18 protein-coding genes are annotated in these 23,515 nt (G+C 51.9%); 13 read left to right on the top strand and 5 right to left on the bottom strand.

The features are described from left to right. The first annotated feature begins 145 nt into the window (after positions 1-145). From MUN86_RS08180 to MUN86_RS08160, 5 genes are all read left to right on the top strand, one after another. Positions 146-3,166 (top strand): SusC/RagA family TonB-linked outer membrane protein, encoded by a 3,021-nt coding sequence (locus MUN86_RS08180; protein ID WP_245123980.1) that lies wholly within the window; start codon positions 146-148, stop codon positions 3,164-3,166. Positions 3,167-3,177: 11 nt separating this feature from the next. Beyond that, a complete protein-coding gene (locus MUN86_RS08175) occupies positions 3,178-4,824 on the top strand; it encodes a RagB/SusD family nutrient uptake outer membrane protein (protein ID WP_245123977.1) in 1,647 nt (548 codons plus the stop codon). A gap of 85 nt (positions 4,825-4,909) precedes the next feature. Further along, positions 4,910-5,434, top strand: a complete 525-nt coding sequence (locus MUN86_RS08170) for a SusE domain-containing protein (RefSeq protein ID WP_245123974.1) — start codon at positions 4,910-4,912, stop codon at positions 5,432-5,434. A 59-nt stretch (positions 5,435-5,493) separates the two neighbouring features. Next, positions 5,494-5,970 (top strand): cadherin repeat domain-containing protein, encoded by a 477-nt coding sequence (locus tag MUN86_RS08165; RefSeq protein ID WP_245123971.1) that lies wholly within the window; start codon positions 5,494-5,496, stop codon positions 5,968-5,970. A 271-nt stretch (positions 5,971-6,241) separates the two neighbouring features. Next, entirely contained in the window at positions 6,242-7,093 is an 852-nt protein-coding gene (locus MUN86_RS08160) for an N-acetylglucosamine kinase (RefSeq protein WP_245123968.1), read from the top strand. Positions 7,094-7,205: 112 nt separating this feature from the next. On the opposite strand, the gene MUN86_RS08155 is transcribed toward MUN86_RS08160, so the two are convergent. Beyond that, the gene (locus tag MUN86_RS08155) at positions 7,206-9,143 is read right to left on the bottom strand and encodes an alpha-amylase family glycosyl hydrolase (protein ID WP_245123965.1); all 1,938 of its coding nucleotides are present in this window, start codon (positions 9,141-9,143) and stop codon (positions 7,206-7,208) included. After that, entirely contained in the window at positions 9,068-10,063 is a 996-nt protein-coding gene (locus MUN86_RS08150; RefSeq protein WP_245123963.1) for a DUF8578 domain-containing protein, read from the bottom strand. The genes MUN86_RS08155 and MUN86_RS08150 overlap by 76 nt, the downstream gene beginning before the upstream one ends. A 101-nt stretch (positions 10,064-10,164) precedes the next feature. Here MUN86_RS08150 and MUN86_RS08145 point away from each other — a divergent pair, with 101 nt between their 5' ends. Genes MUN86_RS08145 through MUN86_RS08135 form a run of 3 tightly spaced genes read left to right on the top strand, consistent with a single transcriptional unit; the run spans position 10,165 to position 11,184 of the window. After that, complete coding sequence (locus tag MUN86_RS08145; RefSeq protein ID WP_245123960.1) at positions 10,165-10,386, top strand: hypothetical protein; 222 nt, start codon at positions 10,165-10,167, stop codon at positions 10,384-10,386. Continuing rightward, positions 10,310-10,831, top strand: a complete 522-nt coding sequence (locus MUN86_RS32305) for a DUF2279 domain-containing protein (RefSeq protein WP_375379495.1) — start codon at positions 10,310-10,312, stop codon at positions 10,829-10,831. Before MUN86_RS08145 ends, MUN86_RS32305 begins: the two co-directional genes overlap by 77 nt. Then, positions 10,774-11,184: a hypothetical protein gene (locus MUN86_RS08135; protein WP_245123955.1), complete on the top strand. Its 411-nt coding sequence runs from the start codon at positions 10,774-10,776 to the stop codon at positions 11,182-11,184. Before MUN86_RS32305 ends, MUN86_RS08135 begins: the two co-directional genes overlap by 58 nt. 128 nt (positions 11,185-11,312) lie before the next feature. Here MUN86_RS08135 and MUN86_RS08130 read toward each other — a convergent pair whose 3' ends face one another. The 3 genes from MUN86_RS08130 to MUN86_RS08120 form a co-directional block, all read right to left on the bottom strand. Then, a complete protein-coding gene (locus tag MUN86_RS08130) occupies positions 11,313-13,610 on the bottom strand; it encodes a PA14 domain-containing protein (RefSeq protein ID WP_245123952.1) in 2,298 nt (765 codons plus the stop codon). A gap of 315 nt (positions 13,611-13,925) precedes the next feature. After that, a complete protein-coding gene (locus MUN86_RS08125; RefSeq protein WP_245123949.1) occupies positions 13,926-14,246 on the bottom strand; it encodes a hypothetical protein in 321 nt (106 codons plus the stop codon). Between the two features lie 101 nt (positions 14,247-14,347). Next, complete coding sequence (locus tag MUN86_RS08120) at positions 14,348-15,586, bottom strand: hypothetical protein (protein ID WP_245123946.1); 1,239 nt, start codon at positions 15,584-15,586, stop codon at positions 14,348-14,350. Between the two features lie 2,846 nt (positions 15,587-18,432). Between MUN86_RS08120 and MUN86_RS08115 the strand changes: the two genes are divergently transcribed. The 5 genes from MUN86_RS08115 (at position 18,433) to MUN86_RS08095 (ending at position 23,435) form a co-directional block, all read left to right on the top strand. Next, on the top strand, positions 18,433-19,545 hold the full coding sequence (locus tag MUN86_RS08115) for a Smr/MutS family protein (protein WP_245123943.1): 1,113 nt from the start codon (positions 18,433-18,435) through the stop codon (positions 19,543-19,545). 220 nt (positions 19,546-19,765) lie between these two features. Further along, positions 19,766-20,725, top strand: coding sequence for a metallophosphoesterase (locus MUN86_RS08110; protein WP_245123940.1), 960 nt, complete (start codon positions 19,766-19,768; stop codon positions 20,723-20,725). A 58-nt stretch (positions 20,726-20,783) separates the two neighbouring features. Further along, positions 20,784-21,704 carry a gluzincin family metallopeptidase gene (locus MUN86_RS08105; RefSeq protein ID WP_245123937.1) on the top strand — a complete coding sequence of 307 codons (921 nt, stop codon included), beginning with the start codon at positions 20,784-20,786 and terminating at the stop codon, positions 21,702-21,704. Beyond that, on the top strand, positions 21,656-22,651 hold the full coding sequence (locus MUN86_RS08100) for a M1 family aminopeptidase (protein WP_245123934.1): 996 nt from the start codon (positions 21,656-21,658) through the stop codon (positions 22,649-22,651). The genes MUN86_RS08105 and MUN86_RS08100 overlap by 49 nt, the downstream gene beginning before the upstream one ends. Before the next feature lie 304 nt (positions 22,652-22,955). Further along, positions 22,956-23,435, top strand: coding sequence for a MarR family winged helix-turn-helix transcriptional regulator (locus MUN86_RS08095; protein ID WP_245123932.1), 480 nt, complete (start codon positions 22,956-22,958; stop codon positions 23,433-23,435). Positions 23,436-23,515 lie beyond the last annotated feature (80 nt).

The raw sequence follows: 23,515 nt of genomic DNA, 5'->3' as shown, positions 1-23,515 counted from the left end.
AGGTGATGCCAAATGCTCTCGAAAGGACCTTTTAATGTAGTCCGCCGGCTCTCATTAGGTCTTTCGCTACATCATTGAGCATCACTTGAAATTCCCACTCCGGCTAACCCGGAAAAGTCCAGTTTAACACCCAAACTAATTCCCAATGAAACACACCTACCTGGCAAAACTTTTGTTTTTGCTGCTGTTTGTATGTACCGGCTTCACCGGTGCATTCGCCCAGACTGGTTCAGTGAGTGGCCGCGTTATTGACGAAAAAGGTGAAGGCTTACCAGGGGTGACAGCCCTCGTGGAAGGTACTACCCTTGGCAACTCCACTAATTCGGATGGCACCTTTTCCATCCAAAACGTGCCGGCTGGTCCCCATACGCTGGTTATTTCGTATGTAGGCTTCACGTCGTTGCGGCAGCCTTTCACCAGTACGAGCGGACAAAACACGGCCTTAGGCAACCTAACGCTCAACGAAAATACAACGCTGCTCAACGAGGCAGTAGTAGTAGGTTACGGCACGCAGCGCCGCCAAGATGTAACGGGTTCCGTTGCTACGGTGCAGGCCAAAGACTTTGTCCAAGGACAAGTAACGAACCCCGAGCAACTAGTACAGGGCAAAATTGCGGGCGTTAGCATCACTACTGGCGGTGGTGCCCCAGGTGCTGCCGCTTCGGTACGTATCCGTGGCAACTCTTCGCTCAACGCCAACAACGACCCGCTGTACGTAATTGATGGCGTGCCAGTAGACAAAGGCGGCATTTCGGGTGCTTCCAACCCGCTTACCCTCATTAACCCCAATGACATCGAGAGCGTTACGGTACTGAAGGATGCTTCGGCCACGGCCATTTATGGCAACCGCGCTTCCAACGGCGTTATTCTGGTTACCACCAAAAGAGGGTTGCAGGGCGAAAAACTGACGGTTAACCTGTCGTCGCAGACTTCTATTTCGCGCCGCGCCAATGAGTACGATGTACTCGGCGCTCAAGAATTCAGCGACATTGTGCGTGCCAATGGCTTGGGGTCGCAGGTTGCCACTTTGGGTGCTGCTAACACAGACTGGCAAAGCGAAATCTTCCGCACGGCCGCTACTTACGACAACAACGTGAGCCTGACGGGCAGCTTCAAGAAGGTGCCGTTCCGCGTTTCGTACGGCAACCTCAACCAGGAAGGCATTGTCATCACCAACAAGCTCAAGCGCAACACCGGTTCCGTTAGCTTGACGCCGCTGCTCTTCGATGACCGCCTGCGCATTGACATCAACGCCAAAGGCACCTTAGTTGACAACCGCTTCATTGACAATGCCCAAGTAGGCAACGCCGTTCTTTTCGATCCAACGCAGCCTGTATTTGGCACCAATGAAACACGGTATGCTCCTTACGGGGGCTACTTTCAGTTTTTGCAATCAAACGGCAACCCACTAGGGCAGGCTATTGGCAACCCCGTAGCCGCCCTTAACAACGTCAACAATACCAGTGACGTCAAGCGCCTGATTGGCAACGTGCAGTTCGACTACAAAATTCACGGGGTTGAAGGTCTGCGAGCCAACCTGAACCTGGGCACGGACATCTCGCGGGGCGAAGGCTCTACACTGACCAACTTGGCCGACTTCGGCAACTACCTCAACCAGGGTCGGTTTACGCAGTACAACCAAGACAAGGACATGCGTTTGCTCGAAGCCTACTTGGCTTACAGTAAGCAGTTTGGCGGCACAAAGTTCGATATCCAGGGCGGTTACTCGTACCAGGATTTCGTAACGCAAAACGACAACTTCCTCGATTATCGTTTCGACCGGACCACGCTTGTCAACCCAACGGCCGTCCTGACCGTACCGGGTGGCTACTCCAAGCTGGTGCTGCTCTCTTACTTCGGCCGGACCACGCTGAACGTGAAGGACCGTTACTTGCTGACGGCCACTGTTCGCAATGACAATACTTCGCGCTTCTTGGATGGCAACCGCAGCGGTATTTTCCCCGCAGTAGGTTTGGGCTGGCGCTTGAAAGGAGAAGAGTTCTTGAAAGACAACACGGTTGTTTCGGAGTTGAAACTACGGGGCGGCTGGGGCCGCACCGGCCAGCAAGACATTGGGGGCGTGTACGATTACCTGCCACGCTACGTGACGGGCAACGCGGCCGCGCAATACCAGTTGGGTAACGGCTTTGTTACTACCCTGCGCCCCTCGGGCTACAACCGCGACCTGACCTGGGAAACTACCACCACCTGGAACGCAGGTATCGACTACGGCTTCCTGGATGATCGTATTTCGGGTGCCATTGACGTGTATGAGCGTACTTCCAACGACCTGCTCTCGCTGATTAACGTGGCCGCTGGCGCGAACCTGACCAACCAGCTCAACGCCAACATTGGCTCGTTGCGCAACCGTGGTATCGAGTTCAGTGTCAACGTAGTGCCTGTCCGTTCCGAAACCTGGAACTGGGATTTCAACTTCAACGTCGCTTACAACAAAAACAAAATCACCGAGCTAGGTCCGCAGCAAGAAGGCTTCGCTGGCTACCTGACGGGTGGCATCCCCGGCGGAACGGGCAGCACCATCCAAATCAACTCGGTTGGTTCGCCCTCCAACGCTTTCTATGTGCGCCAGCAGGTGTATGACACCAACGGCCGTCCTATCGAGAGCGTGTATGTAGATCAGAACGGTGACGGCGTTATCAATGAGCGCGACAACTACCGCTACAAGCAGCCGGCGCCGCTTGCCGTACTGGGCTTCTCCTCGAACGTGTCGTACAAGAAATTGAACCTATCGTTCCTGCTACGCGGCAACGTTGGCAACTACGTGTATAACTCGGTGGCTGCTAACATCGGCAACCTCTCGAATGCGCAAAGCTCGTCGGGCTTCCTGCTCAACCTGCCGACCGACATCCGGAACACCGGCTTCAGAAGCCAGCAGCTCTTCTCGGATTACTATATCGAAAACGGCTCGTTCTTGCGCGCCGAAAATATTACGCTGGGCTACAACGTAGGGAAGTTCTTGAACGACAAGGCGACCCTCCGTTTGACGGCGGCTGTACAAAACGCTTTCCTAATCACAGATTATACCGGCCTCGACCCCGAGGTAACCAACTTCAATACCACCGACAATCGGTTTGAGGCGGGCATCGATAACAACTTCTATCCCCGCTCCCGCACGTTCACCTTCGGTTTCAACGTTGGCTTTTAATATTCCCACCTATGCATAAGAACTTACTTCGTGGACTGGTTGCTGTGGCAACCGGTTTAACGCTAGCCACGGGCACTACTTCTTGCTCCGACGACCTCGATCAGCAACCGAAATTCGAAACCACTCCCGATAAGGTATACGTTGACCTCAATGGCTACCGCTCGGTGCTGGCCAAGCTGTACGGCGGTTTCGCCCTGACCGGCCAGACGGGCCCTAACGGTGCCGGTGACATCGGCGGCATCGACGAAGGCACGTCCGATTACATCCGCCAATACTGGAGTGCGCAGGAGCTAACCACCGACGAGGCCGTTGTGAACTGGAACGACTTGGGCATTCGGGACTGGCACAACATGAACTGGGATTCCAGCAACCCGCTGCTCCGGGGCTTGTACAGCCGCATCTACTTTGAAATTGCAGCTTGCAACGAGTTCATCCGGGAATCTTCGGATGATCGGTTGGCTTCCCGCTTGACTGGCGGTGATGTTGCTACCGTGAAGCAGTATCGGGCCGAAGCTCGGTTCCTGCGGGCCGTAGCCTACATGCACGCCATGGATTTGTTCGGCAATGGTCCGTTCGTGACCGAAACAGACCAAGTTGGTTTCACGAGCCCGCAGTACTACACGCGGCAACAGTTCTTCACTTTTGTAGAGCAGGAGCTAACCGCATTGGCCGCTGATCCTGATTTTGCTGAGCCGCGCACCAACGAATACGCCCGCGTTGATAAAGCAGCGGCCTGGGCAATGCTCTCCCGGCTTTATTTGAATGCCGAGGTGTATACCGGCACGGCGCGCTACGCTGATGCCGCCGCGCAAGCCAAAAAAGTAATTGATACCGGCGGCTACTCCTTAGTGACTACACCAGCTGGCAACATATCCTCGGCCTATGGCCGCCTCTTCCTGGCTGACAACAACACGGCTCCGGCTCGCACCGAAATCATCTGGCCAGTGGCCTTCGATGTGAACAACACACAGAGCTACGGCGGCACTACGTTCTTGGTAAACGGTGCTACTGGCTCCTCTGCTGCTTGGCAAGCCCGCGTAGGTCAATCAACGGGTTGGACCGGCCTGCGCACCACGAAGAACCTGTTCAACTTGTTCCCCGATACGGCTCGTGATACCCGCGGCCGTTTCTGGACCAGAAAAGCCGATAACTCGGCTCGTTCCATTGAAATCTCGGACCTCTACGACTTCGAGCAGGGCTTAGGCGTTGTGAAATTTCGCAACATCAACTCGGCAGGTGCGGGCCAGGGTGGCGCGCAAAACTTCTCGGGTGTTGACTTCCCCATGATTCGCTTGGCTGAGGTGATGCTTACGTACGCCGAAGCAGCTACTCGTGGTGCTGGCGACCGGACCTTGGCGCTCAACTACGTAAACCAGATTCGGGCACGCGCCTTCAACAACCAGCCCGGCAGTGCCATCACTGCTGCCCAACTTACGCCCGAGTTCATTCTCGACGAGCGGGGCCGGGAGCTGTACTGGGAAGCCCACCGCCGCACCGACCTTATCCGCTACAAGCGCTTCGTAGAAGGCACTTACCTCTGGCCTTGGAAAGGTGGTGTTGCAGCCGGCCGTGCCGTGGACCCCTTCCGGATAGTATTCCCCATTCCGGCTTCCGACATATCCGCCAACCGTAACCTAGTTCAGAACACCGGTTACTAGCCAGCTAACCAGCGGACCGGCTCCCACCCTCGTAGCGGGGTCGGTCCTGTCTGGTTTACATCCCACTCATTACCTTCTTTAGTATATGAAAAACTGGATTACTCAAACGGCAACTGGCTTATTTGTGCTAGTGGCTGTTGTGTTTACCTCCTGCGAAAAGGATGAAACGCGCGTGGTACTCACCCCTATTTCCACGCCTACCCTTACCGCTAGCACCACCAACGCCGGTGTTCTGGCTGCTGGCAATACCGCCAACAACGCCGCTACCTACTCTTGGACTCCCCTGGCTTTTGATGTTTCAGAGACGCAGAAAGTTGGGGTCACGGTAGCCTACAACGTTGAGTTTGCACAGGCCGGCTCGAACTTCGCCAATGCTGCTAGCCTCGATGCAGGCAATGGTGCTACCAAAACCTTTACAGTGGGCGAAATCAACAACGCGCTGATTCGTGCTGGCTTAACGCCCGGCAAATCAGGCCAAGTTGATGTGCGCCTCCGGGCTAACTTCTCGTCCAACCAAGAGCCCCTGTACAGCAACGCCACTACCCTTACGGGCACCCCTACTCGCGGGAACTGTATGCCTTCGGCAATTTCCAAGGCACCGCCGACGTAACAAAGGCACCATTCATTCAAATTACCAGCAACGCACAGGTTTTCGAAGGCTACCTATACATGCCCAACGCGACCAATGCGTTCAAGCTGTCGAATACCAACACATCCTCAGGCACCGTGTACGGCAAAGGTTCGGGCGCGGCAGGCGCAACTAACAGCTTCGCAGAGGGCGGCACCGACATTTCACTGGCTGGCCCTGGGCAATACCGGTTGCAAGTGAATCTGGCTAACAGTTCTTATACTGCTACCCGCGTGGCATGGGGTATCATCGGCTCGGCTACGCCTAATGGCTGGGACAAATCCACGCCCCTCACGTTGGACCCAGCCGATAAGAAATGGAAAGGCCGGGTTACAATGACAGCCGGAGAAGCAAAATTCCGTGCCAACGACGCTTGGGACATCAACCTTGGCGTTACTAGTGCCGGCAAAATGGAGTATGATGCCCTCAACATTGCTAGCCCCGGCCCCGGTGACTACGATGTAGTGTTGGACCTCAACACGCCAAACTCTTACACCTATAGCTTCACCAAAAAATAAACTTGGTTACAACACAAAGGAGCCCGCCAGAACGGTGGGCTTTTTTGTGCCTTCTGTGTAAGGCACACGGGGTACTTACTATCCTCCGCTTAGAAGCTCCTATTCAATAAGGCTGCAAACGCTATAAATGATAGAAAATAGCAAATTTTGCTTGTAGCTTAATTAGTCAAAGTTGCGTAAGAGCCTGATTGCAGTACTTTCGTGTGTCCCCATTACCCAACTGCGAAGTCCGGCGTGACGGCGTACCTTCTCTTCCAACTCTTTTCTTCTTATGATTCTTATTGCCGACGGCGGCTCGACCAAGAGCAACTGGTGCCAGCTTGATGGTGCCGGAAACCGCGTGTTTTTCAACACCGAAGGGTATAACCCCGACTTCATGAGTACCGAGGACATTGCATCCTCTCTCAACAAAAACCTACCTGACTCGCTGCCGAGTGAGGAAATAACTGAAGTTTATTACTACGGAGCCGGGGTATCGAATGCGCAAAAAGCCGAGCGAGTGGCGGCAGCTATGCGCCAGGTTTTCCCGAATGCCAAGGTAAAAGTTGCCGAGGATTTGCTGGCTGCGGCCCATGCTCTGCTCGGCGACAAGCCCGGCTTCGCAGCTATTCTTGGTACCGGCACCAATTCCTGCCTCTACGACGGCGAGAAAATCATTTACAACGTGGACTCGCTCGGCTATTTCCTAGGCGACGAAGGCAGCGGCTCGTTTATCGGCAAGCGCCTACTCCGCGACTATTTGCGCGGCTTGCTGCCCGATGGTCTGCAGGAAATCTTCGAGCAAGAATTTAAGCTCACCCGCGAAGAAGTACTGGACCGCCTCTACAACCAGCCGCTGCCTAACCGCTTCCTGGCTAGCTTCGGCAAGTTCACCTACGACCACAACAACATCAGCTACTGCCGCGAAATAGTGTTGCAAGGCTTCGAAACGTTCTTCGAAAATATTGTGGCTCACTACCCCAACTACCAGCAGTACACCTTCAACTGCATTGGCTCGGTAGCATACAATTTCCGTGACGCCTTGGCTCAGGCAGCACGCAAAAACGGTATGGAAGTTGGCAAAATCATCCGCTCCCCTATCGATGATTTGGTATCGTATCACGAAAGCAAGCATGCCAAGTAAGCTCGTGTAGCGTGATGTAAACAGACATAAAAAAGGCCGTTCCTTGATAGGAACGGCCTTTTTTATGTCTGTTCAAGTACTCAGAGACTTGCAGCTTGATTCTATACAGATGTTAATGCTGGACCACCAAGCGAGTGGTTTGGGTGAGCTGGCCGGCGCTTAACCGGACGAGGTACAAGCCATTGGCGAGGTCTTGGACCGGCAAGTTTAGCTCGTGTGGCCCAGCTGCTTGACGAGCATCCGGTTTCATAGTCCGCACAGTGCTACCTAGCAGATTTTGCACGGTGACGGTAACAGCCGCAGGTGCAGCTAGCTCATAGCGAAGCAGAGCGCTGGTGCTGCTAGGATTTGGGGCCGCCGTCAAGCGCAGTGCATCGGTGGCACGGGCTTTTATAGCCAGCACCGTGCTTTTTTTGATGAGCCGCGAGGTGTACACCGCGTACTGACCGGGCTGTAGCGTGATGTTGGCCGTAGCATTGGCGACTGTGATACTATCGCCGGTGAGGTAGTTGTACCACTTGCCGGTGCGCTGAAACTCCGGGTTGATAGGCTGGGCTACCACATCGAAGTTGCCGATAACCGTCATGTTCAAGCTCGGATCAGTGAGGTGCAAGGACTTGGTGGCGCCACTTACTTTCTGCGTAAAAGTGCCCGTTTCGAAGGCAGGCTCCACTTTGTGCAAGCCAATCAACTCGCGAAACACGTTGTAGAGCTTACGACGATTAGCGTCTTGCTGGTAGTTCCAGCGAATGGGTTTAGCGCCAGTGCGGCCATTGAAGTCAATGCTCACATCGTAGCCGAGCTCCCCGAACTGCCATACCATTTTGGGGCCCGGCACAGTGAAGAAAAAAGCGGCAGCAGCTTCTTGGCGCGCCAAAGCGGTGGCCAGATTGCGCACATCGTAAGTTGGGGCGCTAGCTTGGTTACCAAAGGTGATGTTCTTGAACATCATTCGCTCTTCGTCGTGGCTCTCCATATATGTAACCAAGTGTGGGTTGAGCCAATTGCGGTTGCCGAAGTAGCCGCCGCTGAAATCCGACTTCTCGCGTGGGTCGGTGTTGCTAACCGGACCGAAATACCCCATCGACGACTCGTTGTAAGACCCGTTCATGTTACCCCACAGCATCAGGCCAGCATCGGCTAGCACCTTCTCTTCGCTGTTATCAGCAAAATGCTCTAAAATCGGATATACCGTTGGGTCGATAGAGGTTAAGAAGCGGTGGTAGTCCAGCCAGATATCGATGCGCGACTGGTCGTAGTTGCTCCACTGGCCTACATCGGAACCGGAATTGGTTTGCGTGAAGCCTTTGCTTAGGTCGAAGCGGTACCCATCTATGTGGTACTCCTGAAGCCAAAACTCCATTACGCGCTTGCTGAAATACTTGGTGAAGGCACTTTCGTGGTTGAAGTCGTAGCACACGTTGAAGGGGTGCGTGGCAGTACGGTTGAACCACGGAGAATTCGTGGCCGGGTTGCCACCATCGAAGTACAGCTGCACCATGGGGCTTTGGCCGCAGCTGTGGTTGAGCACCATATCGAGCACCACGGCAATGCCGCGGCGGTGGGCTTCGTCGATGAAATTCTTAAGCGCGTTTTTGGTGCCGTAGTACTTGTCGGGAGCGAAGTAAAACGAAGGGTTGTAGCCCCAAGAGTCGTTGCCTTCAAACTCGTTGACGGGCATCAGCTCGATGCAGTTGATGCCCAAGCGCTGAAGATACCCAAGCGTATCCCGCAGAGTTTGGTAGTCGTGGCGGGCTACGAAGTCGCGCAGGTGCAGCTCGTACACCATCAAGTCGGCGCGCTTTGGCTTCTGGAAATTATTTACTTGCCACTGATATGGGGCTTGGTTGGTTTGCAGCACCGACACGATACCGGTGGTGCGGCCAGTTGGGTAAGGCTTCAAGTCCGGGTACGTAACGGCCGGTATGAACTGGTCGTTGCCGGGGTCCAGCACTTTCTCGCAGTACGGATCGGCTACGCGCAGCATGCCGTCCACTTCGTACTGATAGGCATATTCCCGACCGGGGTGAGGCCGTTTAGTTGCACCCACCACCGAGCATTGTCCGCGTCGGTATCAGGAGTGCGGTTCATGAAGCTGGCGTTGGTTTGCTGCCAGTTGTTGAACTCGCCGAGCACATAAACAAACTGCTTGCCCGGCGCTGTCAAACTCAGAATCACCGACGTTCCCCCATTCAGGTAGGTAATACCGTCCTTCTTGGCGCCCGCGGGCAAAGCTGCCACCGTCACAGTTGGTCGCACCACCACAATCAGCGAATCAGAAGCGGTAGTAGTGCCGTTAGTGGCGGTGAAGCGCACCACGTTGCGGCCCGTTTGCGTGACACTGATGCCCGCAGTAAGTGTAGAAGCCGAAGCCTGCTGCGCCACCTGCGTACCATTTAGTTGGAAAGCAAGCTGCGAAGCCGAGGAAGCCTCACCCGTTACGTTGACCGTAGTACCCGCCGTCACAAACTGTGCGTTGCCACCAGTGTAGGGCGCCGTGATACGCGCCGCCAAACCACCTTGAAACACATCCACAAAAATGTCGTTGCCATTGGGCCCGCGCCCGACTACGCTGCCGTCGGCGTTTCGGAAAACCATGGCGAGCCGTAGCATCTGCTCGGCAGCTGGTACGCCGTAAAACGTGCGGGGTGTGAATGTGATGCGGTAGAGATTGGGGTTGGTGGCGTCGCGCGTCATTTGGGCGGCGGGGTCGGCCGTATTGAAAGACGGGCTTTTCACATACTTCCAATCAGAAGCCGAGGTGCTCAGATTGGTGATTACCCCGGTGTAAACGTAAACCGGACCCGTGAATCCAGCTAGCCCACCATTGCCCTGGCTGGCATCAAAAGTGAGAGTAACGGGCGTGTTGTCCTGGAAAAAAGTCGGCTGCGACGTGACGACCTGCGCCCGGACCAGTAAGGAACTGAGTAGTAGCAGCCATAAGCTGCTCAGTAGTCGAAGTGTTTTCATCAAAAAAGAAGTGGGAATTGTGCTACAATCAAGGCCAAAGGTAGAGCAATCTGCACAGTCAGCTTACCAATCCGCAGCAGCTTTTGTTTGTAGCTTTGCCAATGCATTATGGTAGCTCGGTGTCTTCTTATTTCACTCCTTTCGTTCGTTTCTCTCGCAGCCGATTGCTCACGAGCCGCTACGTAAGCGCGACTCTAACAAGCTTGTTCCTGACGGCCTCGGCACTGGCTCAGCAACTTACCGCTCCTGATACCGCAACAAAAACCACTGCGCGGCCCCTCACCTCTCGGGCCGTGCCCCCGACACTGCTACTTCTCGCCTGAGCCGGCGCCTACCCCTGCTCGGGCTGGCCTTGCCGTTTCGTACACAGGACTCACCTACGGGCTAAGCAAAGGCTGGTACACCGGCGAGAAAACCAAGCTTCACTGGTTCAATGATTTTCCCGAATGGAAGCAGCTCGACAAGGCCGGCCACTTTTGGGGAGCCTTCCACGAAAGCCGCGGCGCTGTAGATATGCTGCAATGGGCCGGTGTGCCCGAGCGCCGCGCCATCTGGTACGGCGGCTTTGTCGGCTTCTTGCTGCAAAGCCCAATTGAGTTACTCGACGGGCGCGACCCGGCTTACGGCGCATCGGCGACTGATTTGGCCGCCAACTTTCTTGGTTCGGTGGGTTTGATTGGTCAGCAACTCGCGTGGGGGAAGTGCGCATCATGCCCAAGTACTCGTTTCATACCACGCCCTACGCCGCTCGCCGCCCCAACGTACTAGGCAAAAGCTTGGCCGAACAGTACCTGAAAGACTACAACGGCCAGACCTACTGGCTTTGCGTCGACGTCGGGGCGTGGCTGCCGGCAGAATCACGATGGCCGCGCTGGCTGCAACCCGCCGTGGGCTACGGAGGTCAACAAATGGTATACAATGACCCCGCAACCAACGCTGCGGCCGGCTTGCAAGCGTATCGGCAGTACTATCTGAGTTTGGATGTTGACCTGCGCCGCATTCCGACCAGAAGCAAGCTGCTGCGTCGTGTATTCTACGTGGCGAGCATTTTCCATCTTCCCGCCCCCGCCCTTGAATGGAACAAGCGCCGGGGCTTTGTAGCCCGCGGCTTCTATTACTAAGCAGGTCTGCTACTCCTATATATATAGTGTGCTTGATAAAAAGTATGCAGCGCCTGCACAGAGCTATTTCTAGCTTTCTGTACAGGCGCTGCAGCCTGAAATCGAAACCTATTTAAAGGTATCCTGACTTATTCTACGACGAGCGTGAAGTTCTGTGGTTCGCCGTCGACAGTAGCTCTGAAGTAGTAGGTACCGCTAACCAAAGTGCTCGGCAACTGGAAAGACGATTCGCCTGCTGGAACTGAGCGCGTGAGCAAGCTTACCAATGTCCCTTGCTTGTTGAAGATGCGCAATGTTACGTCTTGAGCTTGTTTTGCCTGCCAAGTGATAGTTGGGCGGCCATCGGTGCTTGGGTTAGGATAAACAGATAGCGGAGCAGTTGGCAAAGCTGAAACAGAGGCATCGGAAGATACAGTTGCTACTTTGGCAACCGAAGCGCCAGCCGAGCGGTACAGAATCGAGGCAGGAATAACTTGCTTATCAAAACCAGGACCGTCGTAGCTCACGCTGAACACCTCTTGGCCGGATCTTTCGAAGTAGCCCACAGTAATCGCATGCTTACCAGCTTTCAAGCCGATGGTGCCCGAACGCTCTTGCTCGGCGTGCAAGCCGTTGTTGTCAACTACTACGGTCTCACCAATTGAGAGCACCGAGCCGTCATCGGACGTGGTGAAGAAAGTGTACGTGCCGTCTGCTGGTACGTCGATATAGCCGGTGTAGCTGAAAGCGAAGCTGTCGTTGCGAGTACGTGGTTCCAACGAGAAGGAAGCTATGTTACCCGTTTTAACCGGGGTCAGCGAGCTGAAGACAGGCACAGTGCTCCAAGATCCTTGGTAGTAGGCGTATGACAAGCCGCTTACTGCATCACTTGGGTTGTCGGGGTTACGCAGACCTGGCGCTGGCGCAACAGTTGAGGAAGTACGGTAGAGGGCCGAAGCAGGAATAGATTGCTTGCTGATGCCTGGACCTTCGTAGCTCACGTTCAGAACTTCACCACCGCCTCTTTCGAAGAAGCCTACGGTAATGGCATGCTTACCAGCTTTCAAGCCGATTGCGCCGGAACGCTCTTGTGAGGCGTGCAAGCCGTTGTTGTCTACTACTACGGTTTGGCCGATAGAAAGAATCGAACCGTCGTCGGAAGACGTGTAGAAGGTGTACGTGCCATCGGTCGGCACATCAATGTAGCCGGTGTAGTTGAAAGCGAAATCGTCGTTGCGAGTGCGTGGTGCCAACGAGAAGCTCGTTACGTCGCCAGTTTTAACTGGAGTCAGCGAGCTGAAAGTTGGTACGTCGCTCCAAGCACCTTGGTAGTAGGCATACGACAAGCCACTTACGGCGTTGGCTGGGTTATCTGCAGGACGAAGCGCTGCTACTGGGGTTGGGCTTGGATTACCCGTATTGCCCGTGTTAGGGTTAGAGCTGCGGTAGAGAGCCGAAGCAGGAATGATTTGCTTGCTGATGCCAGGTCCGGCGTAGCTCACGTTCAAGATGTCTCCGCTGCCAGAGTTGTCGAAATAATTAACCGTAATGGCGTGCTTGCCAGCTTTTAAGGCAATGGTGCCCGACTTCTCTGCTTGACCGTGCAGGCCATCGTTGTTTACTACTACGGCTCCACCAATGTTGAGGATCGAACCGTCGTCAGAAGACGTGTAGAAAGTGTAAGTACCATCGGTTGGCACATCTACGTAGCCCATGAAGCGGAAGCCAAACTCATCAGTGCGGGTGCGGGGTGCCAATGAGAAGCCCGTTTGCTCGCCGGTTTTAACCGCCGTCAAGGCGCTAAAGTTCGGCACATTGTTCCATGTACCATGGTAGTAAGAATAGTCAACGCCATTCACTGCATTAGCTGGATTGTCAGCATTGCGCATAGTGAGTTGCGACGAGTTGGTGTAGCGGAAATCGAGCGGTACATAGCTGGTGTTAGCGTTGTTCGACTCGACAGTAAAGGTGTTGCCAGTACCTGAAACAGGTCCGTTACATGCTGCTATTGCATCAGTAGTAACAGCCGTGTTGGAATCGTGCCAATAGTCGCCGCCGGTCGTTTCCTCGCTTACCAAGTAGTAAGCTGTGTTTGCAGCCAGCGTTACAGGGCTAGAAAGGGCTACGTAGTTGAATTGCCCTTCGGTGCCACCTGCCATGTTGATGCTCACAGAGCCCGAAGCTACGTCAGCACCATTGCTGGCTTGTACTAGTTTCACGGTGTGCGATTGGCTGTTTCCAACCACGCGGACCCGGCCTAGGTCGGTCACACGTATAGGATTGTTTCCTACCGTAAATTTCATTCCCAACCAAACGTTTTGGCTGTAACCTGGAAGTGCGAAAGAGAGTACTGCTAGTAGAGTCAGCAGGGTAAACTTCGGTGTCTTGGCGAAGATGAAAGTCCAAATCCAGTGGAGCATGCTTTGCGCAGTATGGTTTTGTTTCATGAAAAATCCCGTTTAGTGCGTAGCATTTCGCTACTACTTGCTCTTAAATCATTTAGAAGATGTGGTCCTTGCTTTGCCCCGGGCCATTTCATTCAATCCATTAAGGATGTCGGATTGCAACCAATGGCGCCGCGTGGGGTCAAAGCGCGGCCTACCAACCCCGAAAGGATGCTAGCCTGAGAGGCTCTTATTTCAAGGCCGGCTTACAATATCAAGGTGATACTGTGCAGGCTCCCGCCTTATAAAATGCCGTGCATCTTGGCAGTGGCGGGCAAAAGGAAAATACCGTTTAAACTAGCTGTGGGGATGATTTCCCTATGGAACGTTGCTACCAGAAACCTGGAATGGACGGCCCTGTAACTGGTAAGCTCCGCCACATTCGAACTGGCCATTTCCTCCTATGCCGTAGGTGTTGCCGCCGTTGGTGTGGAAAATGATGTTGCCATAGCGGTAGTTCAGCAGCTGCTTACCACTGTAGTCGCTTACGCTCACAACTGGCACCTCGCTACCATGGTTGTCGTTGTCTTCTACCCATACTGGGTCTTTCATGCGGGTATCGCGCAGAGTTTTCGTAACAGTAGCCGAGTTTCCGCTAAGCTGTACCCACTTGATGGCCCGCTCACCGCGTGAACACACGATAAGTTCCTTGCCGATATTACTAGTATTGGCATCATTATTGTAACCCTTATTCTTCGAGTACGCAATGCTTGTTGGGTTGCTACCTACCGCTACACTTCCTACTTCTCTGATATCAGCTGGCGTCCCCCGTTGGTAGTACTATAGCCACCTACACTAAACAAATGCAACGTTCCATCTTGAGTAGCGACGTAAGCTTGGTTGTAGCCGGGAACGATGTTGGCACGAACTGCTGTGGGAGCCTGCGCCATGTCCACTACTTTGGCTACAGTCGGAGCCGAACCCGGAGCGTTGTCGAAGGAATAAGGCCACTGGTTAGGCAGCATGCCTGTGTTTTGAGTGAGCAAGAAGTTGCTGCGCGACGTGAGGTACATGTTGTACATCTGCGAGAACAAAGGCTTCAGGTCCAAGAAAATAACTTTCTTTTCCGCCTTGCTGATGATTGTAGCGTAACCGCTCCGCGAGTAGCGTCCACGGTTGCCACCCGAAATAAAGCTTACTCGATTGGTTTCGTTGCTGAACGGCAGCTCCCTCGCTTCGTAGCGACGGTCACGACCGTCGGCCGATACCAGCCAAGAATCGTTGTCGTCGCTGCTAGCTGTGTAGTCCGTTGCCGTGCAAATTTCAGTCGGCTGCGTCATTCCAGGCAGGTCCACGTAGCCTAGAATCTTCATGAAAGTGAAGAGGCCTTTGTTACGGAAACCCGGATAGTTTTCCGACCAGTCGCCCCAGAAGCTATTGCCTGTACCTAAAGCTAGCACGGCTACTTGCCCTTTACGCTGGTTGGTGTCCCACACGGTTACGAGAGCAAACTCGTTGTTGGGAGTGATAGCAATGGCTGTAGGCACTTTGCCTGGTGCTAGCTTTACCGCTACGTTACCCGGGCCAGTGTTGCTCCCGAATGCGGCAACAAGGCCAGATTGAAATGTTACGAGGCTATTTGTTGACCAAGTATCTTGTCCGTAGGAGTGAGCTACCGCTGTAGGCTGGCGTAATGGTCCACCGTTAGTAAGTACGTAGTTTAAGCGAGTTACCAAATCTATGATTGGGTTACCCCCTCCATAATATACCCACGGTAACTCAGGCTTTTCGCTCACGGTACCTTCTGCCATTACCATCGTCTGCACTACTGCTAAGCCAGGATGCGTCATAGCATCGGGCACAAACAGCAACTGCGCGTGGTTAGACATGTAGTCGTTTTTCGAAATATCCTGAGAACCAATCTGATAGTCCCAACCACTACCGTTCCCGTGGTTGTCGAAACGACGGCTACTAGGCTGATATAGAGTAGGAATACCGTTATCGGATACAGTACTAGGGGTGCCATAACGGTACTCCATGCCCGCTGCAAGCGAATAATTCTGCGCCAGTTGCAGATAGTCAGTGGCGTCTCCCCCACCCGAAGCTACTACGGTGGTATTTCTTGGGGTTCCTAATGTCTTGCTAGTTAAGAAGGGAGTTGGAGTTTGGCCAAATGCAGTGCTATTTGTGAGGAATGGGAGTGCTACGCCACAGATAAGTTGAAATTTTCTGAAGGCTGAACTCTGATACCACTGCTTCTTGGATTTTGCCTCACTACTAGTAGTAGTTCCACAAGACAATTTTTCTAGTGAAGGGCATTCAGTCTGGGCAGCTTCTACTAGTCCATTTTGGTAGTTCGGCTGTTGATCAGCTTTTCCAAAAATGGGTGAGTAGTGCTTTAACGTACGGGCTGTGGATTTGACCATTACAGAAGAAAAGGTTGAAATGAACACGCTAACGGATTAGCACTTTTTTGCGGCTATGCCTTTTTGTTTTATTGTACTTTTCAAATCTTTTTAAGAACGGATCTTTAAGATTTGTATTTGGTAGTGCGAACACCTATGCAACCCATGCATAAGAGTCGTTGAATTACCACCTAGCTAAAGCGAGCAAGTCAGAAACAGCTAGCTAGGCTTTTACTGAAATCCCTTCAAAAACAAGGATTTACAGCTTTTATTGAAGGTTCTTAACTTCTTTCGCTTAGCTAGTCTACTACTATTTCAGCTCTTTTAGAAGGCAACAACTTCTCACTACTGAACTCTACTTTTATCCAATAATCACCTCAGGAAAGTGATACTGGCTTTCTCTATTTCTACCGCAAGTTATGAATAACCCGTGATATCCAAACCGACCGCCCTAGACGTTACGTAGTGTAGCACCTATCTAAGTGTTCCAATTATGAGACAAAATAGAGGGCAGATGACTATTGTATTTGGTCATTTGATATAGCTAACATGAACTAGAAATTTGCGCTCACAGTGCAAATGAGCAACATCGGTTAACCATGAACTATAGAATAACCGCAGGTTTAGACCTGCCTTAAACAAGCCTAAAAAGGGCCTCAAAAAAAGTTGGGTGTAAACGTAATTTTCTTTAAAAATTTATAAATGATAATAAAAATGCAAAATTAAATAATCACAATAAATGAAATCCAGTATCCATTTCAATCTGTTATCAGGCTTAAAAGCTTGATTACCAATCATTAAACTAGATTGATCTTTAGGTATAGTAAGCGTATTTCCTAATTAGCGGTGTTTAAATCCTAAAAACGAAACTCCAGTCAGCAAGCATAGTGCCGCTTTCAGCTCTAAATCTCGAAGAGTGCAAAATCTTGTTCATACGAGAACGATTTGTGTCAACTTTCAGCATAGCTAACAGAATGCTATAACGCCAGACTTCTCTACTAGAAGAATCAACTATGTAAACAGACCTGTTTCTAAATATTAAAAAATACTAATATTATACTTTGTACTGCTGCTTCTATCTTAATTGTTGCTCTCAACACGCACATATTGTATTTTTACCTATATTGTGTGATTATTCCTTTGCAGCTAACTGCTTAACATACACGCTGAACAACTACAAAGCCCACTTCCAAAGAATATTATATCGATTCTAGGGCTAAATAGCATAAAGGTACCCGCCTATCGGATTAAAGCAATTTTAATCTAGCAGCTACCTTTTATTAAGCTTACAGAGCTTTGATTTCATAAGTACCCTGCAATCCTTGAGCATGACACTACACCTTGAAAGAGTTACAAAATTATGGCATTTGCTTAGCCTAATACAACAAAAGAGATGTTAGCACGCTTTGGTGTATGTACATTGCTAATCACATTTCCCTAGCGAAAACTCTAATTTTTGTATAACCTTGATTTACAGTCAATTACCAGTAGGAGTTTGGTCTAAATACCAAATTTTTAGGATAGTGGCCCAATGTACATGTTAGAAATAATACAATTATACTAGGTAAGCATTGTGCAACGACAGGTGTAGGGTAGACTAGATTATTTTTTGATTAAATGTTTTTAAAAGAAGTTTTTGAACATACATTACCACCACAAACCACATAAACGACGACTTTAAGCGACTTCAGCTCCATACTTGACGTACCTGCACTTCTCATCTCAAACCTCATTGACGCTGTCTATTATGAACAACTTCAACAGGAAGGAAAGTGGTAGTATAAATACTGTTCATCTAGCCAGTCTTATGCAAGGTGAGTCTAGACCAGAGTTGGATGGCACGAGAGAAGAGTTTAGACCAGTTTCTGTGATACAGGGCACTAACAGCCGGTAGTCTTATTTGCTCGCTGGAGTGATAATCTAGCGTTTGGCCCTTTCAACCACCTCTTTGCTAAGGGATGTAGTGCGAGAGGTACAGAGTCAGCATTGGAAGTGCTTCTGTTCTAAGTAGCGAGTAAACGCTGACCTCAGCAGTCGAATAGCTTGTACTTATTAGAACCAATCCAATCAAGCTGCAGCTGTTATCACTTATTTGCTTGATTTGACGTGCCTGCCACTGGCAGCGGATGTTTGCCGGCCACTGGATATGACCAGTGAACATACTAATAGCATTGTTAGATTATCGCATTGCTATAAGTGATGTAGCTGGTGTCATAATGATCGGCTGCGCTCTATTCTATTATATAGTATAGAGAACGGTCGCTTTCAGATGAGACTTTAACTTGTTGTGCAAACATTTTTACTCCTATGATAATGGCCTCAGTAAGAAGTACAGTGCTATAAAGAACGTTTTTACTTTTCGGTAAGGTGAAAAGCGATTGTCTTACGTAAGAAAGCGAAATGCTTGAGCTCAAGCTAAAGCATGTAACTCTGAGCTACTTTTGCTCTTTGTTTGAATTCGCACCCATTGCCTTACCGACATGAATGTAGGAGATAGAGTACGCTTATTAACTGGTCGTGAGCAGGGCATCATCACTCGCCTGCTCAGCGATGAATTGGTAGAAGTAGCCATTGACAATGATTTCACGATTCCGGTGCTGCGCCGAGAGGTAGTGGTAATAGCCGCTGATGAGCAGAAAGCGTTTGGCACGATGTCGCAAGGGCCTGTGGCTCCACGCGACGTAGCTAAAGCAGCCAAAGCTGCTAAGTCGGGGAAGGTCAACCAACCAACATTGCCGAGAGCGGCGGCACCTGCAGCGGGAAGTGGAGCGGTGCAACCTGCTCCTCCCAAGGCTACAGTGCCCCAGCCGGCTCCCAAGGGGTTGTATCTAGCCTTAAGTCACCAGTCGCCAGAACTGTTATCAGTGCACATCATTAATAATACTGACACTGATGTGCTGTTCACATATGGAGAAGAGCGGCGCGAGCAATACCGCGGCCTGACGTCAGACAAGCTTGGGCCCAAAGCAGTGAGTGTTGCCCTAGGTCACTTTCACCTTAAAGACTTCGATCAGTGGCCAGCGGTGGTGGTGCAGCTGCTTCCTCACCGAGTAAATGGCACAACTGCTTACGAACTAATTACCAAGCGCACTCAGTTTCGTGCGGGTAGCTTCTACACTAGCCGCCGCGAAGCGCCCGTGCTGAAGCAGGATGCTTATCTTTTCCAGCTCGATGAGAAACCAGCCGCTCCAGTTGCAATTGCTCCCGAGAAGCTAGCCGAAACGCTGAAAGCTCAACTCAGCGGCAATGCTCCTGCTAAACCTGCGGCGGTGGCCCCCGCTCCAGAAGCGGCCAAGGCCATTGTCGCTCCGCCTCATGAAGTAGACCTTCACTTGGAAGCACTTCTGCCCGATGGTGCACAGGACCTATCGAACACGGCTATATTGAAGTTGCAGATCGAGGCGTTTGAAGATACACTTAGCCGTGCTTTGGCCACCAACATGCATGAAATAGTGTTCATTCACGGCTCAGGCAGTGGCACCCTCCGCAAAGAGCTTCATAAGCTGCTAAGCCGTAACAAAGACATCAAGTTCTTTGAAGATTCTCGCAAAGAGAAGTTCGGATATGGGGCTACGCTAGTTCGCTTGAAGTAAGAAGCCAAGCAATTATCCTGAGGAAACTGCTGGTAGAGCATACATATTATATAGGAGTGGCGGCTGCTGGGGTATAGGACCTCATCAGCCGCTATTTGTATATACACTAACGGGCAACTGCTAGCTCGACACCCCAACAGCATCGGTTAATTGCTTCTCTCCTCCCCTATCGAACGGGAGCTATCTTTTCTACTTTTAGCTGCTATCTATTTTCGACACTATGTACGACATCATTGGCGACATTCATGGTCATGCGCTTGAGTTGCGCAATATGCTTACTACGCTTGGCTATACATTGGATCAAGAGGTATACCGTCATCCTACTCGGCAGGTGATTTTTGTGGGAGACTTCGTGGATCGGGGGCCGCACATTCGGGAGACACTGGAGATAGTGCGCGGTATGATAGACAACGGCGCGGCCCTGGCCGTGATGGGCAACCACGAGTACAACGCCATTTGCTTTCACGAAAAGCACCCACAGGGCGGCCACTTGCGGCCGCATATTCCGCGCAACATTTTTCAGCATACACGCACTCTTGAAGAGTTCAACAGCCGCGAGGGGTGGGAAAAATGGCAGGACTACATCGAGTGGTTCAAGACGCTGCCCTTGTTTTTGGAGTTGCCGGGCCTGCGCGTGGTGCACGCCTGCTGGGACCCGCGCCATATCCAGTACCTACGTGAGCAGCTCCCTGATGCTCGCCTGACCGGTGCCTTTCTGCTTCTCAGTTCCCAACGCGGCACTCCTGAGTATAGAGCCGTTGAGGAAACCCTCAAAGGCAAAGAAGTGGATCTGCCGGTCGGAACTTCCTTTCACGATAAAGACGGTAACGTCCGCACGAAAATGCGTACCCGCTGGTGGTGCGACCCGCATGGCTGTACGTATCAAGATTATTATTTGGAGCCCATTGAAGCTTTGAATTCGCAGCCCGTTGACTACGCCGCACTAACTGATTCGTGGCATTACCAAGATGATACGCCGGTCTTTTTCGGTCATTACTGGCTACGTGGCACACCTCAGCTACTCGGCGCCCACGCTGTTTGCCTCGACTATAGCGTAGCGAAGGGCGGTGAACTAGTAGCTTACCGCTGGAATGGTGAACAGGAACTAACAGCCGCAGGACTGGTCAGCGTATCAGGGCATACGGACTCTTCAACGAGTATTCCCCTAGCGTCCGAATGACAGTCCGGCAATGCAGCCTGGGCAGAAGTCTGGTTACTTTGCGGAAATATTCTCCTGCATGAAACTACCGGTTACCCTATTAGGAGTGCTACTACTGGCTTCTGCTCTGTGCAGTTTTGGCCAACAGCTTCCCGTTCCGCTCAATCTCCAAGCCACTTATACAAAAGGCACTCGCTCCGTTACGGGTCAGCCGGGGCCTAACTACTGGCAAAACGCTGCCGAGTACGACATCAACGTGACTTTCAACCCGACCACACGCCGGGTGGCAGGCACCGTGGACATCGTCTATCGAAATGCCAGTCCCGATTCGTTGCGGCAGTTGCAGTTCAAGCTGTATCCTAATCTATACCAAAAAGGTGCCCCGCGGGCTAGCCGTATCAGTCCGAAAGACGTGGGCGACGGTGTGCAAATAGAAGCTCTGCGCTTAGGTGATCAAGCGCAGGACGTAAGCAAGCTTCGGATTCAAGCAACCAATATGCCTGTGCGGCTACCCAAGGCCCTGGCTCCCGGTGGTAGCCTGAAGGTGCAGGTGACTTATTCCTACATCCTTAATAAAAGCTCGCACACCCGTACCGGTGAGGTGGAACCAGGGGCGGCTTTTGTGGCTTACTTTTTCCCGCGTATTGCTGTCTACGACGATGTGGACGGCTGGAATGTTATTGAGTACAATGGTTCGCAGGAGTTCTACAACGACTTCTGCACCTTTCGGGCGGCCATTACGGTGCCGCGCAACTTTGTGGTGTGGGCTACGGGCGACCTGAAAAACGCGAGCCAGGTTCTCGGCACCAAATACGTTCAGCGCCTTACAACGGCCGAGCAGCAGGACGGCACCACCTCCATAATCGGTCCCAACGACCTAAAGCGCCAAGATATTACAGCGCCCAACCCCAAAACACTTGGCGCTTCGAGGCGCAGGACGTCACGGACTTTGTGTTTGCCATCGCCGACCATTACGTATGGCAGGCAAGCAGCCTTGTAGTCGACCCTACCACCAAGCGGCGCACGCGGGTTGATGCCGCTTACAATCCCAAGCACAAAGACTTCGAGGAAGTGGTGCAGTTCAACCGCAAAACGGTAGAGGCGATGAGCTACACGTTCCCGAAGTGGCCCTTCCCTTACTCCCACGAAACGGTCTTCGATGGCCTAGACCAGATGGAGTACCCGATGATGGTGAACGACAATCCCGTATCCACCCGCGACGATGCCATCACCCTCACCGACCACGAGGTGTTCCATACTATGTTCCCGTTCTACATGGGCACCAACGAAACCAAGTACGGCTGGATGGACGAAGGATGGGCAACCATCGGCGAGTGGATCATCTCTGGCATCATCAAACCGGGATTTCAAGATGAATACGGTGTGGAGCCCTACGCCCGTGGCTCCGCTCAGGAGTTCGATGTACCCATCACCACGCTCAGCACTTTGCAAAACGGTTCCGCATTTTTCCTGAACTCTTATCCTAAGCCTGCCCTCGGCTACCTCTACATCAAGGATTTGCTGGGTGACGAGTTGTTCACGAAAGCGCTGCACACCTATATCCAGAACTGGCACGGCAAGCACCCCATGCCCTACGACTTCTTCTACTCAATGAACGCCGGGGCCGGCCAAAACTTGAACTGGTTCTGGCAACGCTGGTTTTTCGACGATGGCTACCCTGACCTGGCCATAACCGGCGTAAACAAGACTGACGCAGGCTATAACGTAGTAGTAGCAGCCAAAGGCACCAAGCCCGTGCCTGTCGATTTAGCGGTGACTTTTGCTGATGGCAAGACCGAGATAGTCCACCGCACTGTGGCCGTCTGGCAGACCAGCAATACAGTAACGGTGCCAGTAGCTACCAAGCAGCCTATTGCCAAGGTGACGCTAGGCAGTACTTATGTACCCGACAAACACAAAGCCGACAACGTGTGGGAAAGTAAATAAGCCTTACAAAGAACAAACAGTAGAGACTAGTCATACCGAGGACAGCCGCAGCCTCTCGCATGCTCGCATTGTAATACCACAGTTCTGCTAAACGCAAGTGAAGCATCTCGCTTGAATTGGTGAACCGGTAGAAGGGTTTATCAAACGAGTGAGATGCTTCAATTCTGTTCAGCAAGACCACTATTTGATGATAAGGCCCTGACGACTCTACGTGTGATTTTAAATTCTTAGAAAAATATTTCCTTCTTAAAGCAACTTCAATGATATATCATACATCTATGGAATAGCAATTCATTCCTGTGTTATGCTATCCAATATCATCTTCTATTCGCTCGACAAAGCCATACGCCAATACCGCAAGATGGCGCAGGCAAATATTGACCGGGCAGGTATTGCTATTACTATCGACCAATGGTTGGTGCTGCGCGTGATCCAAGAGCACGATGACCTCACGCAAACCGACATAGCGGAACGGGTTTTCAAAGACCAAGCCTCCGTAGCCCGCATGATTAATCTGCTGCTGAAAGCTGGCTTGCTAATAGCGGTGCCTCTCCCCCATGATGGCCGCCGCAGCCGCTTGCGAGTTTCCGAGGAAGGAATACATACGTTGAACGCGGTGGAGCCCGTAGTGCTCAGCAACCGTGGTATTGCGCTGGAAGGACTTACAGAAGAAGATTTGGCAATAATGCGCCCGATGCTTGAAAGGATCTACAGCAACTGCGTGGCCGCAGTTCAACCGGTTGCGAGTACTCGCTCAATACCGGCACTTGAATCACCGGAATAATAGGAACACCAAAGCGCCTGATTAAAAAATAAAAAACATAGAACTTCTTGCATCTACGAAATAATTCGTATTCATTTGTA

This window comes from Hymenobacter volaticus (assembly GCF_022921055.1).
Classification (GTDB): Bacteria; Bacteroidota; Bacteroidia; order Cytophagales; family Hymenobacteraceae; genus Hymenobacter; species Hymenobacter volaticus.
This window is presented reverse-complemented; position numbering and strand designations above follow the sequence as displayed.

Coding starts and splice junctions, on each gene's coding strand:
- MUN86_RS08180 (WP_245123980.1), top strand. CDS start 146: ATGAAACACACCTACCTGGCAAAACTTTTGTTTTTGCTGCTGTTTGTA.
- MUN86_RS08175 (WP_245123977.1), top strand. CDS start 3,178: ATGCATAAGAACTTACTTCGTGGACTGGTTGCTGTGGCAACCGGTTTA.
- MUN86_RS08170 (WP_245123974.1), top strand. CDS start 4,910: ATGAAAAACTGGATTACTCAAACGGCAACTGGCTTATTTGTGCTAGTG.
- MUN86_RS08165 (WP_245123971.1), top strand. CDS start 5,494: ATGCCCAACGCGACCAATGCGTTCAAGCTGTCGAATACCAACACATCC.
- MUN86_RS08160 (WP_245123968.1), top strand. CDS start 6,242: ATGATTCTTATTGCCGACGGCGGCTCGACCAAGAGCAACTGGTGCCAG.
- MUN86_RS08150 (WP_245123963.1), bottom strand. CDS start 10,063: ATGAAAACACTTCGACTACTGAGCAGCTTATGGCTGCTACTACTCAGT.
- MUN86_RS08145 (WP_245123960.1), top strand. CDS start 10,165: ATGCATTATGGTAGCTCGGTGTCTTCTTATTTCACTCCTTTCGTTCGT.
- MUN86_RS08135 (WP_245123955.1), top strand. CDS start 10,774: ATGCCCAAGTACTCGTTTCATACCACGCCCTACGCCGCTCGCCGCCCC.
- MUN86_RS08130 (WP_245123952.1), bottom strand. CDS start 13,610: ATGAAACAAAACCATACTGCGCAAAGCATGCTCCACTGGATTTGGACT.
- MUN86_RS08120 (WP_245123946.1), bottom strand. CDS start 15,586: ATGGAGTACCGTTATGGCACCCCTAGTACTGTATCCGATAACGGTATT.
- MUN86_RS08115 (WP_245123943.1), top strand. CDS start 18,433: ATGAATGTAGGAGATAGAGTACGCTTATTAACTGGTCGTGAGCAGGGC.
- MUN86_RS08110 (WP_245123940.1), top strand. CDS start 19,766: ATGTACGACATCATTGGCGACATTCATGGTCATGCGCTTGAGTTGCGC.
- MUN86_RS08105 (WP_245123937.1), top strand. CDS start 20,784: ATGAAACTACCGGTTACCCTATTAGGAGTGCTACTACTGGCTTCTGCT.
- MUN86_RS08095 (WP_245123932.1), top strand. CDS start 22,956: ATGCTATCCAATATCATCTTCTATTCGCTCGACAAAGCCATACGCCAA.